Source organism: Pseudomonas fulva, from assembly GCF_023517795.1.
Taxonomy (GTDB): Bacteria; Pseudomonadota; Gammaproteobacteria; order Pseudomonadales; family Pseudomonadaceae; genus Aquipseudomonas; species Aquipseudomonas fulva_D.
On record NZ_CP082928.1, the window covers coordinates 4,120,054 to 4,136,364 of the forward strand.

The window sequence follows — 16,311 nt, forward strand, 5'->3', positions numbered from 1 at the left end:
GATGAGCATGACCACCATGACTCGCCAGGATTGGGAGCAGCGTTACCAGGGCCTGCGCATCGAAGGCCGGGCCTTTATCGACGGCAGCTATCGCGATGCCGTGGGCGGTGCGACCTTCGACAGCATCAGCCCGGTGGATGGCCGCCAGCTGGCCCGCGTGGCCAGTTGCATGGCCGAGGATGCCGAGCTGGCGGTCAAGGCCGCTCGCGCCGTGTTCGAGCGCGGCGACTGGGCCAGGCTCGCGCCGGCGCAGCGCAAGCGGGTACTGATCGCCTTCGCCGACAAGCTGCTGGCCAATGCCGAGGAACTGGCGTTGCTGGAAACTCTCGACATGGGCAAGCCGATCAGCGACTCGCTGAGCATCGACGTACCGGCGGCGGCCAACGCCATCCGCTGGAGCGCCGAGGCGATCGACAAGCTGTATGACGAGGTCGCGCCGACGCCCCACGACCAGCTTGGCCTGGTGACTCGCGAAGCGGTCGGCGTGGTGGCGGCCATCGTGCCGTGGAACTTCCCGCTGCTGATGTCCAGCTGGAAGCTCGGCCCGGCGCTGGCCAGCGGCAACTCGGTGATCCTCAAACCCTCCGAGAAGTCGCCGCTGACCGCCATCCGCGTCGCTCAGCTGGCGATGGAGGCGGGCATTCCGGCTGGCGTCTTCAACGTGCTGCCCGGCTACGGCCATACCGTGGGCAAGGCCCTGGCCCTGCACATGGACGTCGACACCCTCGTGTTCACCGGCTCCACCCGGATCGCCAAGCAACTGATGATTTACGCTGGCGAATCGAACATGAAGCGCGTTTGGCTGGAGGCCGGCGGCAAGAGCCCGAACATCGTCTTTGCCGATGCCCCGGACCTGCAGGCCGCAGCCGAGGCAGCGGCCACCGCCATCGCCTTCAACCAGGGCGAAGTGTGCGTCGCCGGCTCGCGCCTGCTGGTGGAAAGCTCGATCAAGGAGCGCTTCCTGCCCATGGTGGTCGAGGCGCTGCAGAGGTGGAAACCCGGTCACGCCCTGGAGCCGGACACCCGCGTCGGCGCGCTGGTCGATGACGGCCACCTGGCCACCGTGCTCGGCTTCATCGAGGTCGGTCGCGAGGAGGGCGCCGAGATCCTTACCGGTGGTGAGCGCGCCCTGCAGGAAACCGGCGGCAGCTACGTGCAGCCGACCCTCTTCGCCGGTGTGAACAACGCCATGCGCATCGCCCGCGAGGAGATCTTCGGGCCGGTGCTGTCGGTGATCACCTTCGACAGCGACGAGGAAGCCATCCGCATCGCCAACGACACGCCCTATGGCCTGGCCGCAGCGGTGTGGACCCGCGACATTTCCCGCGCCCACCGCACCGCGCGGGCGCTGCGCGCCGGCAGTGTGTGGGTCAACCAGTACGACGGCGGCGACATGACCGCGCCGTTCGGCGGCTTCAAGCAATCGGGCAATGGCCGCGACAAGTCGCTGCATGCTTTTGACAAATACACCGAACTGAAAGCGACCTGGATAAAAATCTAAGTAAGGGATGCGGCCCGCTGCCACAGCGGGGCGCCTGTGCTTTGGCCTCATATTTAGGCGCTTTGGGAGATATTCCATGACTCAACACGTCGACAGTTACTACGCCGCCTCGCGCAACCCGCGGGTCGATTACCCAGCACTCACGGACGTCGTCGAGACGGATGTATGCATCATCGGCGCCGGCTACACCGGCCTTTCCACCGCACTGTTCCTGTTGGAAAACGGTTTCCGGGTGACCGTGCTGGAAGCCGCCAAGGTCGGTTTCGGCGCCTCGGGCCGTAACGGCGGGCAGATCGTCAACAGCTACAGCCGCGACATCGACGTCATCGAAAAGCAGGTCGGCGCACGCCAGGCCCAGCTGCTCGGCGAGATGGCCTTCGAAGGCGGGCGCATCATCCGCGAGCGGGTCGCCAAGTACGGCATCCAGTGCGACTTGAAGGACGGTGGCGTGTTCGCCGCCATCACCGGCAAGCAGCTGGGCCATCTCGAAGCCCAGAAGAAGCTCTGGGAGCGCTACGGCCATACCCAGCTGGAGCTGATGGACGAGCGGCGCATCCGCGAAGTGGTCGGCACCGACCGCTATGTCGGCGGCATGCTGGACATGAGCGGCGGCCATATCCACCCGCTCAACCTGGCCCTGGGTGAAGCCGCTGCGGTGACCTCACTGGGTGGCGCCATCTACGAGCAGAGCCCGGCCACCCGCATCGACCGCGGCCCGCAGCCGGTGGTGCACACGCCCAACGGCCAGGTGAAGGCCAGGTTCGTGGTGGTCGCCGGCAACGCCTACCTGGGCGGCCTGGTACCGGAGCTGGCGAGCAAGTCGATGCCCTGCGGCACCCAGGTGATCGCCACCGAGCCGCTGAGCGACGAGCTGGCCCACAGCCTGCTGCCCCAGGACTACTGCGTGGAAGACTGCAACTACCTGCTCGATTACTACCGCCTGACGGCCGACAAGCGCCTGATCTACGGCGGTGGTGTGGTCTATGGCGCCCGCGACCCGGCGGACATCGAAGCGATCATCCGCCCCAAGCTGCTCAAGACCTTCCCGCAGCTCAAGGACGTGAAGATCGATTACACCTGGACCGGCAACTTCCTGTTGACCCTGTCGCGCCTGCCCCAGGTCGGCCGCATCGGCGAGAACATCTACTACTCCCAGGGCTGCAGCGGACACGGCGTGACCTATACGCACCTGGCCGGCAAGGTGCTGGCCGAGGCGCTGCGCGGCCAGGCCGAGCGCTTCGACGCCTTTGCCGGGCTGCCGCATTACCCATTCCCGGGTGGGCAACTGCTGCGCGTGCCGTTCACCGCCCTGGGTGCCGCCTACTACCAGCTGCGTGACCGCCTGGGTTTCTGATGCTACGCCTGCCGACGTGTGCCGTCGGCAGGCTTTTCCGGAGAGAACACCATGACCCGCATGCCCCTGATCGGCGTGACTGCCTGCCGGCAGCAACTTGGCAAATACGATTCCCACACGGTTGGCGACAAGTACGTCGAGGCGGCGGCCTACGCCGGCCTGCCACTGGTGCTGCCAGCGCGCAGCACGCCGAGCGACCCGCAGCAGCTGCTCGAGCAGCTCGATGGCATCCTGTTTACCGGCTCGCCGTCCAACGTCGAGCCGCGCCACTACCAGGGCACGCCGAGCCTGGAAGGCACCCAGCACGACCCGAGCCGTGATGCCAATACCTTGCCGCTGCTGCGCCTGGCCATCGACAAGGGTGTGCCGGTGTTCTGCATCTGCCGTGGCTTCCAGGAGCTCAACGTGACCCTGGGCGGCACCCTGCACCAGCGTGTACAGGAGCTGCCGGGCTATCTGGACCATCGCGAGCCGCAGCGCGATTCGGTGGCCGAGCAGTACGCGCCACAGCATGCGGTCAGCGTGCAGCCGGGCGGGGTATTCGAGCGGATCGGCCTGCCGGCGCAGTTCCAGGTCAACTCGCTGCACAGCCAGGGCATCGACCGCCTGGCCGAGCGCCTGCGTGTCGAGGCGCTGGCGCCCGATGGCCTGGTGGAAGCGGTGTCGATCCCCGATGCGCCGGGCTTTTTGATCGGCGTGCAGTGGCACCCGGAGTGGCGCTTCGCCGAGAACCCCGAGTCGCTGAGGTTGTTCCAGGCGTTCCGCGATGCCTGCCAGGCCTACGCTCGGGCGCGCGACGCCCGCTGAATCCGCCCTGAACCCGCTCGGGTTCCGGGTGCTCTGACCTGAACGGGTCGGGATCTTCCCCAGGCTCCAGGGCCGCAGGCTGAAGCCCGCTGGCACGCTGCCCGCCCTGCAGATCCCGGCCACGTTCGGAAACAATTCCAAGACGATGGCAGAGACTTATGAGTGATTACACAGATGCGTCGGCAACGCCCGTCGCTGGCGCCGCCGCCGTGGTGTCCGGCAAGGGCCTGGCCCAGGGCAAGGTCGGTTTGCTGGCCTGCGTGGTGCTGGGCATCTCCACCATCGCACCGGTCTATACCCTGACCGGTGCATTGGGCCCGACGGTGCGCGAGGTTGGCGTGTACCTGCCGGCGGTCTTTATCGTCGGCTTTCTGCCGATGCTGCTGGTGGCCCTGGGTTACCGCGAGCTGAATGCCGCGGAGCCGGACAGCGGCACCTCGTTCACCTGGTCGGCGCGGGCCTTCGGGCCGATGATCGGCTGGATCGGCGGCTGGGGGCTGGTCACTGCCACCACCATCGTGCTGTCCAACCTGGCCGGCATTGCGGTGGACTTTTTCTACCTGTTTCTCGCCCAGCTGACCGGGCTGGACTGGCTGGCCGACCTGACCCGCAACCTGCTGGTCAACATCGTCACCTGCTGCGCCTTCATCGCCATGGCGGTGTGGGTGTGCTGCCGGGGCATCGGCATGACCATGGGCGTGCAATACACCCTGGTAGCGCTGCAGCTGGTGGTGCTGATCGGCTTTTCCGTCGCCGCCTTCGCCGCCGCGCCGGACAGCTCGCCGGTGGTCTTCCATCCCGAGTGGTTCAACCCGTTCAATATCGATTCGTTCTCGGCCTTCGCGGCGGGCCTGTCGCTGTCGATCTTCATCTTCTGGGGCTGGGACGTGTGCCTGACCGTCAGTGAGGAATCGGTCGGTAGCGAAAAGGTGCCGGGGCGCGCCGCGACCCTGACCGTGCTGCTGATTCTCGCCCTGTACCTGTTCACTGCGGCGGCCACCCTGCAGTTCGCCGGCACCGGCGACAGCGGCCTGGGCCTGGGCAATGCGCAGATCCAGGAAAACGTCTTCGCTCACCTGGCCGGCCCGGTGATGGGGCCGCTGGCGATCCTGATGTCCATCGCCGTGCTGGCCAGCACCGCGGCGTCGCTGCAATCGACCTTCATTTCACCGGCGCGCACCTTGCTCGCCATGGGCTACTACCGGGCGGTGCCCAAGCGCTTCGCCAGCGTGCACCCGCATTCGCAGACACCGCGCTACGCCACTATCGCCGCCGGCATCGCCACCGCGGTGTTCTACGTGACCATGCGCACGCTGAGCGAGAACGTGCTGGCCGATACCATCACCGCCCTGGGCATGATGATCTGCTTCTACTACGCGCTGACCGCCTTCGCCTGTGTCTGGTACTTCCGCCACAGCCTATTCGACAGCGCGCGGCACTTCTTCATGCGCGGCCTGTGCCCGCTGGTGGGCGCGGTGATGCTGTCGATCATCTTCTGGCAGACCACCCTGGACAGCATGTCGCCGGATTTCGGCAGCGGCTCGCACGTCGGTGGTCTTGGACTGGTGTTCGTGATCGCCGTGGTGATCCTGCTGCTGGGCCTGGTGCTGATGTTCATCGCCCGCTGGCAGGCGCCGGCGTTCTTCGATGGCAATACCCTGCAGAAGCAGGTGAAGCCGGTGAAGGCGCGGTAGCGCAGCAGGGCGTACCCGCGAAGCAGTACGCCGTTGCCCTGTGTCAGGATCGATAGGTGATGGCGGACCGTTCGCTTCGCTACGAGCGGCCGGCGTCCCGGTCCGCCCTACGAGCTGTGCTCAACGCCAGGCCACCTGGTCTCAGAAACGACAAAGGGACGCCGAAGCGTCCCTTTGTCGTTTACCGCAGGCCGATCATCAAGCGGCCTGGGACTTTTCCTCGGCCTGTTTCACCGCACGGTTCAGGGCGCTGAACAGCGCGCGGAAACTCGCCGTGGTGATGTTCTCGTCGATACCGATGCCGTGCAGCGGGCGCTGACCGTCGAGTCGGATCTCGATGTAGCAGGCGGCCTTGGCGTTGGCGCCGCCACCAATGGCGTGCTCGTGGTAGTCCATCACTTCGACAGCGACCGGCAGGCTGGAGGCCAGGGCTTCCAGCGCGCCCTTGCCCGAACCGCTCCAGCGCTGTTCCTGGCCGTTGACCTGCACCTTGGCGTCGACGCGGCTTTCGCCGTTCTCTTCTTCCAGGCGATGGCCCTTGAGCTCGTAGGGCGAGGTGGCCTTGAGGTATTCGCTGTCGAGCAGCTTGTGGATTTGCGAGGCGGTCATCTCCAGGCCCAGGCGATCGGTTTCCTTCTGCACCACCTGGCTGAACTCGATCTGCATGCGGCGCGGCAGGTTGATGCCGTATTCCTGCTCGAGCAGGAAGGTGATGCCGCCCTTGCCGGACTGGCTGTTCACGCGGATCACCGCCTCGTAGTCGCGGCCGATGTCGGCCGGGTCGATCGGCAGGTACGGCACTTCCCACAACGCGCCTTCCTGCTGCTGGGCGAAGCCCTTGCGGATGGCGTCCTGGTGCGAGCCGGAGAAGGCGGTGTGCACCAGATCGCCGACGTACGGATGACGCGGGTGCACCGGAATCTGGTTGCAGTCCTCGACCACCTTGCGCACCGCATCGATGTCGGAGAAGTCCAGCTGCGGGTTGACGCCCTGGGTGTAGAGGTTCAGCGCCAGGGTCACCAGGCAGACGTTGCCGGTACGCTCGCCGTTGCCGAACAGGCAGCCTTCGACGCGATCGGCGCCGGCCATCACCGCCAGCTCCGAAGCCGCGACACCGGTGCCGCGGTCGTTGTGGGTGTGCACACTGATCAGCACACTGTCACGCTTGCTCACGTGGCGGCCGAACCACTCGATCTGGTCGGCGTAGTTGTTCGGCGTGGCGCACTCGATGGTGGCGGGCAGGTTGAGGATCAGCGGGTTGGCCGGGGTCGGCTGGAACACGTCGATCACCGCATTGCACACCTCGACGGCGAAGTCGATTTCGGTGCTGCTGAACACCTCCGGCGAGTACTCGAAGCCCCACTGGGTTTCCGGCGCTGCAGCGGCCAGGCGCTTGATGGTGGTGCCGGCGGAAACGGCGATGGCTTTGACGCCCGCCTTGTCCTGGTTGAAGACGATCTTGCGGAAGCTCGGCGCGCAGGCGTTGTAGTAGTGGACGATGGCCTTTTTGGCGCCCTTGAGGGACTCGAAGGTGCGCTCGATAAGGTCGTCACGGGCCTGGGTCAGCACCTGGATGGTCACGTCGTCCGGGATGTGGCCGCCTTCGATCAGCTCGCGCACGAAGTCGAAATCGGTCTGCGAAGCGGACGGAAAGCCCACTTCGATTTCCTTCAGGCCCACCTGCACCAGGCACTTGAAGAAGCGCATCTTCTTCTCGGCGTCCATCGGCTCGATCAGCGACTGGTTGCCGTCGCGCAGGTCGGTGGACAGCCAGATCGGCGCCTTGTCGATGATCTTGTCGGGCCAGGTGCGGTCCGGAATCTGAATCTGAGTGAACGGGCGGTACTTTTGCGACGGGTCTTTGAGCATGCTCATGAATCGATCCTGAGGCGAGGGCCAGGGTGGGCCGTGCTGGAAAAAGAGAGAAAGCGAAACGCGAGAAAGGGGGCCGGCAGACCCTAGCGCAGTCGCTGAGCGACCAGGCAGAGATTGGCGTGTTGCCGAAGCAGGATGAGGGTCTGGGAGATGGTCATGGGCTCAACCCTAACCATTGGGGGTAAAGCTGGCAAGTCTGTCTTTGAAATTGGTGGAAACCACCAAGGTGTGCGCCTTGGTGGTTTTTTATTGCGTGCCTGACGGACTTTTTGCGGTTGCGTTGCGCAGTATTCAGGCCGGAGAAGAGCCGCTGCCCTGCAGGGCGGGGCGCAGTTCGCGCATGTCCGCCCCGCTCGGGTGCTGGAACACCCGCAGACCGAACTCCGGGAGGATCGCCAGCAGGTGATCGAAGATGTCCGACTGGTAGCCCTCGTACGGCACCCAGGCCACGGTATTGGTGAAGCAGTACAGCTCCAGCGGCAGGCCGTCGGCGGTGGGCTGCAGCTGGCGCACGATCTGAGTCATGTTCTGGTTGATGCCCGGGTGCTGACGCAGGTAATGCTCGACGTAGGCGCGGAAGGTACCGAGATTGGTCACCCGGCGGGTATTGGCCGGCTCCTGGGCGGCATCGGCCAGTTCGGCGTTCCAGCTCAGCAGCTCGCTCTGCTTGCTGCTCAGGTACTGGCCGAGCAGCAGGAAGCGTTGCAGGCGGGCGATCTCGTCCGGGCTGAGAAAGCGCACGCTGGTCTGGTCCAGGTAGATCGCCCGCTTGATGCGGCGGCCACCGGATTCCTGCATGCCGCGATAATTCTTGAACGGGTCGCTGATCAGGCGTTTGGTGGGAATGGTGGTGATGGTCTTGTCCCAGTTCTGCACCTTGACGGTGTGCAGGGCGATATCGATGACATCACCGTCGGCGTTCAGCTGTGGCATCTCGATCCAGTCACCGACGCGCACGATATCGCTGGAGGAGATCTGCACGCTGGCAACCAGCGACAGCAGGGTGTCCTGGAAGATCAGCATCAGCACCGCGGCCATGGCGCCGAGGCCGGACAGCAGGATCAGCGGCGAGCGATCGATCAACGTGGCGATCATCAGGATGGTGGCGATGGCGTAGATGACGATGGTCACCACCTGGATGTAGCCCTTGATCGGCTTCAGGTGTGCGTTCGGGCGGCGCTGGTAGAAGGCGTTGACCAGATTCAGCACGCCGCCGATGGCCAGGGCGATGGTCAGGATGATGAAGGCGCTGCAGACGTTCTCCACCACCGTGACCACGGCCGCCGGCAAGTGCGGGATCACCTTGATGCCGCTGGCCAGGATCAACGCCGGCACGATGTTGGCCAGGCGGCGCACTACGTGGGAGTCGGCCAATGCCTTGTCCTGGCCCACGGTGGTGGAGCGCAGTGCCCGGTACAGGCCGCGCACCAGGATGCGCTTGACCACCCAGTTGGCCAGCCAGGCGCCAGCGAGCAGCAGGCACAGGCTGATCAGGGTATGCAGTTCGGGGTATTGCTGCAGCCACGCGAGTGTGGCCTGGTACTGTTCTTTCATCGCATCTCTCGCTGGTTTCATGACCGCCACCGTCGGCGCACCGGGCGATGGCGCGCGTACCTTAGCAAACCCAGGTTGCCGGCGGGCATCTGCGCATCTCTGGTAACCATTGGCTCAGTGGCTGCGCAGGGGGCGAGCGGTGCTGCGGTGACGGGGCGCCCCTGGCAGGACGCCGATCATGGCCTCACCTAGCGTAGGCGTATTCGCCGCCCTTCTCCAGGGCGCGGCGGTAGGCGGGGCGGGCGTGGATGCGTTCGAGAAAGGCCATCAGACGCGGGCGGCTGGCGTCCAGGCCGGCGCGCGCCGCGGCGGCTTCCAGCGGAAAGCTCAGCTGGATGTCGGCGGCGCTGAACGTTTCGCCGGCGAACCAGGTGCTCGTGGCCAGCTCGCTTTCCAGGTAGTCCAGGTGCAGCTTGAGTTGCGGCGTGACGAAGGCGCTCTTGACCTTCCGGGCGATGCCCCGGGCGATGGGTTTGACGAAGAACGGCATCGGGCTGCTTTCCACCTTGTCGAACACCAGCTTGAGCAGCAGCGGTGGCATGGCTGAACCCTCCGCGTAGTGCAGCCAGTAATTGCAGCGCAGGCGTTCGGGGCTCTCGGCGGGGGGCAGCAGGTGCGGGCCGTAGCGGTTGGCGAGGTAGTCGATGATGGCGCCGGACTCGGCCAGGGTCAGGTCGCCGTCGGTGACCACCGGCGACTTGCCCAGCGGGTGCACGGCGCGCAGCTCCGGCGGGGCGAGCAGGGTCTTCGGGTCACGCTCGTAGCGCTTGATCTGGTACTCGACGCCCAGTTCTTCGAGCAGCCAGAGGATGCGCTGCGAACGCGAGTTGTTGAGGTGGTGGACGGTGATCATCAGGGCTCCTCGGGAAGGTCGGGCGACTGCCGCTCAGATTAGACGTGAACCTGCAGCGCCGCCCAGCTTCAAGGCTTGAAGGCACCAATGAAGATCGCCGGGTCGACCCGTGCGTCGTTGAGGCTGACGTTCCAGTGCAGGTGCGGCCCGGTGGCGCGGCCAGTGGCGCCGACCTTGCCGAGCACGCCGCCGCGGGGCAGCTCGTCGCCAACCTTCACGCCGATCTCCGAGAGGTGGCAGAACATGCTGATCAGGCCCTGGCCATGGTCGACGAACACCGTCTTGCCATTGAAGAAGTAGTCGCCCACCAGGATCACCTTGCCGGCCGCCGGCGCCTTGATCGGCGTGCCGCGGTTGGCGGCGAAATCCAGCCCGGAGTGCGGGTTGCGTTCTTCACCGTTGAAGAAGCGGCGCAGGCCGAAGGGGCTCGACAGCGGCCCATTGACCGGCTTGTCGAACAGCAGGTTGCTCGGCTGGCGCGGGCTGAACTGCCGGTAGGCGCGGGTCTGCTCGGCCAGCTCCTTCTCGATGCGCGCAAGGTTCTTGGCGTTGGGATTGACCTGCTGCTGGTTCTTGATGGTGATGCGCTGCTCGACGTACTTCTTGTTGCTCACCTGGAAGCTCAGGCGCTGGCCGGCGGATTCGATCTGCTGGGTGCCGGGCTTCACGCTCAGCGGGATGCCGACGATGGCGATCCAGCGTTGCCCGTCCTCTTTTACCACCAGCACCGGCTTGCCCTGATAGGTGGCACTGGGTGCACTGGCGCTGTTGCCCAGGTCGACCACCGCCACGCCGCCAGGCACCGGTTTGTTGAGCAGCCGGCTGATAAAGCCTTCGGCGTGGGCGGGCAGGGCGAGGCACAGGGTGAGCAGCAATATCAGTGAACGCATTGGAGTCCTTATCGGTATCAGTCGAGCAGCGACAGGGTAACGGGGGCAAGGTGATTGTCTTCGACGCGCACGTCCAGCTCGCCTTCGCCCAGGCGCGCCTTGAGGCGTTGCCCGGGGTGGGTGGCGGCGGCGCTGCGAATCGCCCGGCCGCGCTCATCGAGCAGAATGCTGTAACCGCGCCCCAGGGTCGCCAGCGGGCTGACCACGTGCAGCGTCTGCATCTGGCTCTGCAACGCCAGGCGACGGGCCTTGAGACCTTCTTTCATCGCCCGCGGCAGGCGCTCGGCCAAGCTGTCGAGGCGCTGGCGCAGTAGCTTGAGGTGGCGCCCGGGGTGTTGGCCGGCCAGGCGGGCCTCGAGTTGCGCCAGTTTGTGGCTGCGCCCATTGAGCTGCTGGGTGAAGGCGCGGCGCAGGCGCATGTCCAGATCATCGAGGCGCTGGGCTTGCTGGCGCAGCCGCTCGCCAGGGTGACGCATGCGTCGGGTCAGGCCGTCGAGGCGCATTCGCTCGCGGGCCAGGCGGCCGTGCATCGCCAGGGTCAGGCGCCGTTGCAGCACGCTGACCCGCTGCGCCAGGTCATTGCTGTGCGGCGCCAGCAGCTCGGCGGCGGCTGATGGCGTGGGCGCACGCACGTCGGCGACGAAATCGCTGATCGACACATCGGTTTCATGGCCCACCGCGCTGACGATGGGCGTTACGCAGGCGGCCACGGCGCGGGCCACGGCCTCTTCGTTGAAGCACCAGAGGTCTTCCAGGGAGCCGCCGCCGCGGGCCAGGATCAACGCATCGAAGCCCTGGGCATCGGCCAGTTTCAGGGCGCGAACGATCTGCGCAGTCGCCTCGCGGCCTTGTACGGCGGTGGGAATCAGGCTCAGCTCGACCTGCGGGGCACGGCGGCGAAACACGCTGATGATGTCGCGGATCACCGCACCGGTCGGCGAGCTGACGATGCCGATGCGCCGCGGGTGGGCGGGCAGGGCGCGTTTGCTTTCGGCGGCGAACAGCCCTTCGGCGCCGAGCTTCTCCTTCAGCGCCTCGAAGGCCAGGCGCAGGGCACCATCGCCGGCGGGCTCCACCGCGTCGAGAATCAGCTGGTAGTCGCCACGGCCCTCGAACAGCGAGACCTTGCCGCGCACCTTGACCGCCAGGCCGTCGCGCAGCGCCTGGCGCACCCGCGCGGCGTTCTGCCGGAACAGCGCACAGCGCACCTGGGCCTGGCTGTCTTTCAGGGTGAAGTAGATGTGCCCGGAAGCCGGGCGCGCCAGGTTGGAAATCTCGCCCTCGACCCAGATGCCACCGAAGACATCTTCGAGCAGCAGGCGCGCGCGGTTGTTGAGCTGGCTGACGCTGAGCACCTCGCGGTCGAGGTTCAGGCGTTGGAACGGGTCTTTGATCATGGCCGGCATGATAAGCCGCGGCGTGCGCGCCGCGAAACCGCATGTCAGTAATTGGTATGGCCGGCGAGCTGCACCGCGGCGACTCGGCAGGCTGGATGGCTCTGGTTTATCATCGCCATGCAAATGATAATCCTCCGCATAACCAGCCCTGCGCGCCATCATGAATCCACGCTCTCCGTTTTCCGCCCCGCGCGTGCTGGTCGTCGATGACCACCGCAAGATCCGCGAGCCGCTGGCCGCCTACCTGCGCAAGCATGGGTTCGACGTGCGCACCGCGGAAAGCGCCGAGGGCATGTGGCAACTGCTCGACGGCCAGCCCTTCGATGTGCTGGTGCTGGATGTGATGCTGCCCGATGGCGACGGTTTCGAGCTGTGCAGCCGCCTGCATCGGCGCAGCGGCATGCCGGTGATCCTGCTTACCGCCCGTGACGCCACCTGCGACCGCATTCGCGGCCTGGACCTGGGCGCTGATGACTACCTGACCAAACCCTTCGAGCCGCGCGAGCTGGTGGCGCGCCTCAACAGCGTGCTGCGCAGGCGCGGCGCGGTCGCGGCAGAGCCGCAGCGGGTCGAGCCTTCCGCGCAGGTGCGCCATTACCGCTTCGCCGGCCTGGCATTCGCCAGTGGCAGTGCCAGCCTGTGCGACAGCGCGGGACAGACCACGCACCTGAGCACCACGCAGGGACGTCTGCTGCAGGTGTTTCTCGACCATCCCCATCAGTTGTTGAGCCGCGCGCAACTGATCGACCTGACCGCCCGGGCGGACAGCGACCTGTTCGACCGCACCGTCGACCGTCAGGTCAGCCGCCTGCGCCGCAAATTGATCGACAGTTCCGGACGCGATGACCTGCTGCGCACCGTATGGGGCGACGGCTACATGCTGGTGGCGGATGTAACCTCTGCATGAAGCGCTTGGCGCGGTTGTGGCCGCAGCGCCTGGTTCATCAACTCGCGGTGTTGCTGATCATCGCCCTGCTGGCGTCTCACGCCATCGCCGTGCTGCTGTTGCAGCGCACCGGCGAGCTGGTGCATCCGCTGTCTCGCGATCAACTGCTGGAGCGGCTGAGCACCGCCTACCACGCTGCCACGCAGCTGGCCCCGACCGATAACGGGCGGCTACTGGCAGCCATGGGCGACGCCGAGGCGCGGTTCTGGGTGGCCGGTGCGGCGGATGTGCAGCCTTTCTCGATGCATGCCGAAGAACGGCGGCTGACCAGTCAGTTGGCCACACGGTTGCAGGTACCGCCCGAGCGGATCCATATGCAGCTCGAGCGTGTAGGCGGCGGCCCGGCCCGTGAACAGGTGTTGAGCCCGGCGGGCTGGGAGCCGCTGCGGCTGCGCAGCAGCATCGTACTGCCGGGCGGGGCGTATCTGAATGCCCTGCAGCATCCGTCCGGCGCCTATGAATGGGGCCGCCTGCTGGCCTATGCGCTGCCGGTCAGTATTGTGCCGATCCTGCTTATTCTATTGTTCTTCATTGGCCGTGTGGTGCGGCCCTTCGCTGCCTTGGCCGCGGCCACCGAGTGCATCAGCCGCGGCGAGCGTATCGCTCCGCTGCCGCTAGCGGGGCCCCGCGAGGCGCAGGAGCTGGGCCAGGCGTTCAACCGCATGCAGGAGCGTGTCGCTCGCCATGTGGAGGGGCGCACGCGCATGCTGGCGGCGCTCAGCCATGACCTCAACACGCCGCTGACCGAGCTGCGCCTGCAACTCGAGCTGCTCGATGAGGGGCCGCTGCGTGAGGATCTGCTGGAAAGCCTCGACGAGCTGCGCGCCATGGTCGCCGAAACGCTGGATTTCATCCGCGACGATGCGGTGCAGGAGCCGACGGTGCGGCTGTCCCTGAACCGGCTGCTGGCAGACCTGGCGCAGCGTTATCGCACCCTGGATCAGCCGGTCGTCTGGCGGCTCGGTGATGAGCTGTTCTGCCGCTGCAGACCGCTGGCCCTCAAGCGGGCGTTGACCAACCTGATCGACAACGCCCTGCTGCATGGTGGCGATGCGCAGGTCACCCTGCAGCGGTATGCGTCCGGGGAGTTGTGCCTGGAAGTTCTCGACCATGGCCCGGGCATCGATCCCGGGAAGCTGGCGCAGGTGTTCGAGCCATTCGTGCAGTTGAGTGGCGAGCGGCGTGGCAGAGGCCTGGGCCTCGGGCTGGCCATCGCCCGCGCCTGCGTGCAGGCCCATGGCGGCGAGCTGAGCCTGGAAAACCGCCCGCCTGCCGGCCTGTGTGCGGTGGTGCGCTTACCGGCGCAGGGGTGAGCCGGCTCAGCCCTGGTTTTCGGCCTTGAGAAAATCCACGAACGCCCTGAGCGGCGAAGGCACGTGGCGGCGGTCGTTGTAGTAGAGGTAGGGGCCGTCGAACGCCTGCCACCAGTCTTCCAGCACCGGCACCAGCGCGCCCTGTGCGAACAGCGGGCCCAGGTATTCCTCGAAGGTGTAGATGATGCCGACACCAGCTACCGCGGCGCCTACTTCCAGGTCCTGGGACGAGGACAGCAGCGGCCCCTGGGGTGGCACGCGGACGATCTCGCCGTCCTTTTCCAGCTCCCACACGCCCAGCTTGCCGCTCTCGAAACGATGGCCGATCAGGCGATGTTCGAGCAGGTCGCGCGGTTGCTGCGGCGTGCCGTGGCGCACAAGGTAGGCCGGCGCGGCGCCCGCCACGAAACGCTGCCGACGGGGCCCGATGGGCACGGCGATCATGTCCTTGGCCAGGCTTTCCTCGTAGCGCACGCCGGCGTCATAGCCGGCGGCCACCACGTCGACGAAGGTGTTGTCCATCGTCACCTCGACACTGACGCCGGGGTAGCACTCGAGAAAGGCGGGGATCAGGCGCGGCAGCACGAAGCGGGCGATGGGCACCGGCACGTTGAGGCGCAAGGTGCCCACGGGCTGTTGCGCCTCGTCGTCGAGGTCACTGAAGGCGGCGCCGATTTCATCCAGGGCCGGGCGCAGCCGTTGCAGCAGGCGTGCGCCAATTTCGGTGGGGTACACGCTGCGGGTGGTGCGGTTGAGCAGGCGTACGCCGAGGTCGCTTTCCAGGCGACGCACGCAATCGCTGATCGACGAGGCCGGCATGCCGCGTTTCTGCGCCGCTATCCGGAAGCCGCCGGCTTCGACCACGGCAGCGAACAGGGCGACGTCCGTCAGGTTGGGCTGGCGCATGGCTGGACACCCTCGAGATAGGTGGCTGGATTGTACGAATGGCCGTACATGGCGTCCAATTTTATACGGCTTATCGTGGAGCGCTACCCGTTGAACAATGGTTCACGTCGACGGGCCGCATCGCTGCGAACCGTCGGATCCCTACCGACAAGAGGATTGAACAATGACGACCACCATCCTGCAAACGCCCACCCTGGCCAGCCCCGGCGCCGCCTGGCGCAAGTGGCTGGCGACCCTGAGCCTGACCCTGGGCTTCGCCCTCGAGGCGAACAGTGCTTCTGCCCAGCAAACCGCACCCAAACCGGACTGGAGCCTGGCCGATATGCCATCCCAGAGTGGGCGCATCTTCCTGGTCACCGGCGGCACCAGCGGCATGGGCTTCGAAGACGCCAAGGCCCTGGCCGCCGCCGGCGCCGAAGTGGTGATCGCCGCCCGCAACCCGCAGCGGGGCAGGGAGGCGATGGCGCGCATCAAGGAGGAAATCCGCGGCGCCCAGGTGCAGTTCGAGGAAGTCGACCTGGCCGATCTGGCTTCGGTGAAAGCCCTTGGCGAGCGCCTCAATGCCAAGCTGCCGCGCCTCGACGGGCTGATCAACAACGCAGCGGTCATGGCGCCGCCGGAGCGCAGAACCTCGGCCGATGGCCATGAACTGCAGCTGGCCACCAACTACCTGGGGCACTTCGCCTTGACCGGCCACGTGCTGCCGCTGCTGCGCAAGAGCACCGAGCCGCGGGTGGTCACCCTGTCGAGCATCGCGGTGTTGCGCGGCAACCTCGACTTCGATGACCTGCAGTCCGAGCGGGCCTACAACCCCTATGCCTCCTATGCGCAGTCCAAGCTGGCGACCCTGATGTTCGCCTTCGAGCTGCAGCGCCGCAGTGAGCAGCAGGGCTGGGGCATCCAGAGCATCGCCGCGCACCCGGGTGTTGCCGTGACCGAGCTGATCGCCCGGGGGCCGGGGCTGGACAGCGAGTTCGGCCGCAACTGGGCCAAGGATCGCGACGAATACCACTCCGCCGCCCAGGGTGCGCTGCCGACGCTCTATGCCGCCACCGCGCACCAGGCTCAGGGCGGCGCCTACTACGGGCCGACCGGCGAGGAAGAAAAACGCGGGCCCCTGGGCCTGGCCACGGTGCCGGCGGTTGCCCGGGATGCCGAGGCCGCCGCACGCCTGTGGACGGTCGCCGAGCAACTGACCGGCGTCACCTACCGCTGACAAAC

Annotated in this window: 13 protein-coding genes; 7 read left to right on the forward strand and 6 right to left on the reverse strand. The window is 66.5% G+C overall.

Annotation, left to right across the window (positions count from 1 at the left end; genetic code table 11):
* Positions 1–7: 7 nt before the first annotated feature.
* The 4 genes from K8U54_RS18935 (at position 8) to K8U54_RS18950 (ending at position 5,356) form a co-directional block, all read left to right on the forward strand.
* A complete protein-coding gene (locus K8U54_RS18935; protein WP_249907261.1) occupies positions 8–1,501 on the forward strand; it encodes an aldehyde dehydrogenase in 1,494 nt (497 codons plus the stop codon).
* Positions 1,502–1,577: 76 nt separating this feature from the next.
* On the forward strand, positions 1,578–2,855 hold the full coding sequence (locus tag K8U54_RS18940) for an NAD(P)/FAD-dependent oxidoreductase (protein ID WP_249907262.1): 1,278 nt from the start codon (positions 1,578–1,580) through the stop codon (positions 2,853–2,855).
* Between the two features lie 51 nt (positions 2,856–2,906).
* Complete coding sequence (locus K8U54_RS18945; protein ID WP_249907263.1) at positions 2,907–3,662, forward strand: gamma-glutamyl-gamma-aminobutyrate hydrolase family protein; 756 nt, start codon at positions 2,907–2,909, stop codon at positions 3,660–3,662.
* Positions 3,663–3,820: 158 nt separating this feature from the next.
* Positions 3,821–5,356: an APC family permease gene (locus K8U54_RS18950; protein ID WP_249907264.1), complete on the forward strand. Its 1,536-nt coding sequence runs from the start codon at positions 3,821–3,823 to the stop codon at positions 5,354–5,356.
* A 198-nt stretch (positions 5,357–5,554) separates the two neighbouring features.
* Here the strand turns inward: K8U54_RS18950 and leuA are convergent, their stop codons facing one another.
* From leuA to xseA, 5 genes are all read right to left on the reverse strand, one after another.
* Entirely contained in the window at positions 5,555–7,231 is a 1,677-nt protein-coding gene (gene leuA / locus K8U54_RS18955; protein WP_249907265.1) for a 2-isopropylmalate synthase, read from the reverse strand.
* Positions 7,232–7,522: 291 nt separating this feature from the next.
* Positions 7,523–8,785 carry a mechanosensitive ion channel family protein gene (locus K8U54_RS18960; protein ID WP_249907266.1) on the reverse strand — a complete coding sequence of 421 codons (1,263 nt, stop codon included), beginning with the start codon at positions 8,783–8,785 and terminating at the stop codon, positions 7,523–7,525.
* A 184-nt stretch (positions 8,786–8,969) separates the two neighbouring features.
* Positions 8,970–9,638: a glutathione S-transferase gene (locus tag K8U54_RS18965; RefSeq protein ID WP_249907267.1), complete on the reverse strand. Its 669-nt coding sequence runs from the start codon at positions 9,636–9,638 to the stop codon at positions 8,970–8,972.
* Positions 9,639–9,706: 68 nt separating this feature from the next.
* On the reverse strand, positions 9,707–10,528 hold the full coding sequence (locus K8U54_RS18970; protein ID WP_249907268.1) for a M23 family metallopeptidase: 822 nt from the start codon (positions 10,526–10,528) through the stop codon (positions 9,707–9,709).
* A gap of 17 nt (positions 10,529–10,545) precedes the next feature.
* Positions 10,546–11,925: an exodeoxyribonuclease VII large subunit gene (gene xseA, locus K8U54_RS18975; RefSeq protein ID WP_249907269.1), complete on the reverse strand. Its 1,380-nt coding sequence runs from the start codon at positions 11,923–11,925 to the stop codon at positions 10,546–10,548.
* A 160-nt stretch (positions 11,926–12,085) separates the two neighbouring features.
* Between xseA and K8U54_RS18980 the strand changes: the two genes are divergently transcribed.
* Positions 12,086–12,832, forward strand: a complete 747-nt coding sequence (locus K8U54_RS18980) for a response regulator transcription factor (RefSeq protein ID WP_249907270.1) — start codon at positions 12,086–12,088, stop codon at positions 12,830–12,832.
* 29 nt (positions 12,833–12,861) lie between these two features.
* A complete protein-coding gene (locus K8U54_RS18985) occupies positions 12,862–14,184 on the forward strand; it encodes an ATP-binding protein (RefSeq protein ID WP_249910477.1) in 1,323 nt (440 codons plus the stop codon).
* 6 nt (positions 14,185–14,190) lie between these two features.
* Here the strand turns inward: K8U54_RS18985 and K8U54_RS18990 are convergent, their stop codons facing one another.
* Positions 14,191–15,090: a LysR family transcriptional regulator gene (locus tag K8U54_RS18990; RefSeq protein WP_249907271.1), complete on the reverse strand. Its 900-nt coding sequence runs from the start codon at positions 15,088–15,090 to the stop codon at positions 14,191–14,193.
* A 322-nt stretch (positions 15,091–15,412) separates the two neighbouring features.
* Between K8U54_RS18990 and K8U54_RS18995 the strand changes: the two genes are divergently transcribed.
* Positions 15,413–16,306, forward strand: a complete 894-nt coding sequence (locus K8U54_RS18995; protein WP_434060033.1) for an SDR family oxidoreductase — start codon at positions 15,413–15,415, stop codon at positions 16,304–16,306.
* Positions 16,307–16,311: the final 5 nt, after the last annotated feature.

Bases quoted from the DNA above. Each gene is read 5' to 3' on its own strand.
- K8U54_RS18995 (WP_434060033.1), top strand. From the start codon at position 15,413: ATGCCATCCCAGAGTGGGCGCATCTTCCTGGTCACCGGCGGCACCAGC.
- K8U54_RS18970 (WP_249907268.1), bottom strand. From the start codon at position 10,528: ATGCGTTCACTGATATTGCTGCTCACCCTGTGCCTCGCCCTGCCCGCC.
- xseA (WP_249907269.1), bottom strand. From the start codon at position 11,925: ATGATCAAAGACCCGTTCCAACGCCTGAACCTCGACCGCGAGGTGCTC.
- K8U54_RS18990 (WP_249907271.1), bottom strand. From the start codon at position 15,090: ATGCGCCAGCCCAACCTGACGGACGTCGCCCTGTTCGCTGCCGTGGTC.
- K8U54_RS18980 (WP_249907270.1), top strand. From the start codon at position 12,086: ATGAATCCACGCTCTCCGTTTTCCGCCCCGCGCGTGCTGGTCGTCGAT.
- K8U54_RS18965 (WP_249907267.1), bottom strand. From the start codon at position 9,638: ATGATCACCGTCCACCACCTCAACAACTCGCGTTCGCAGCGCATCCTC.
- K8U54_RS18960 (WP_249907266.1), bottom strand. From the start codon at position 8,785: ATGAAAGAACAGTACCAGGCCACACTCGCGTGGCTGCAGCAATACCCC.
- K8U54_RS18950 (WP_249907264.1), top strand. From the start codon at position 3,821: ATGAGTGATTACACAGATGCGTCGGCAACGCCCGTCGCTGGCGCCGCC.
- leuA (WP_249907265.1), bottom strand. From the start codon at position 7,231: ATGAGCATGCTCAAAGACCCGTCGCAAAAGTACCGCCCGTTCACTCAG.
- K8U54_RS18935 (WP_249907261.1), top strand. From the start codon at position 8: ATGACCACCATGACTCGCCAGGATTGGGAGCAGCGTTACCAGGGCCTG.
- K8U54_RS18940 (WP_249907262.1), top strand. From the start codon at position 1,578: ATGACTCAACACGTCGACAGTTACTACGCCGCCTCGCGCAACCCGCGG.
- K8U54_RS18945 (WP_249907263.1), top strand. From the start codon at position 2,907: ATGACCCGCATGCCCCTGATCGGCGTGACTGCCTGCCGGCAGCAACTT.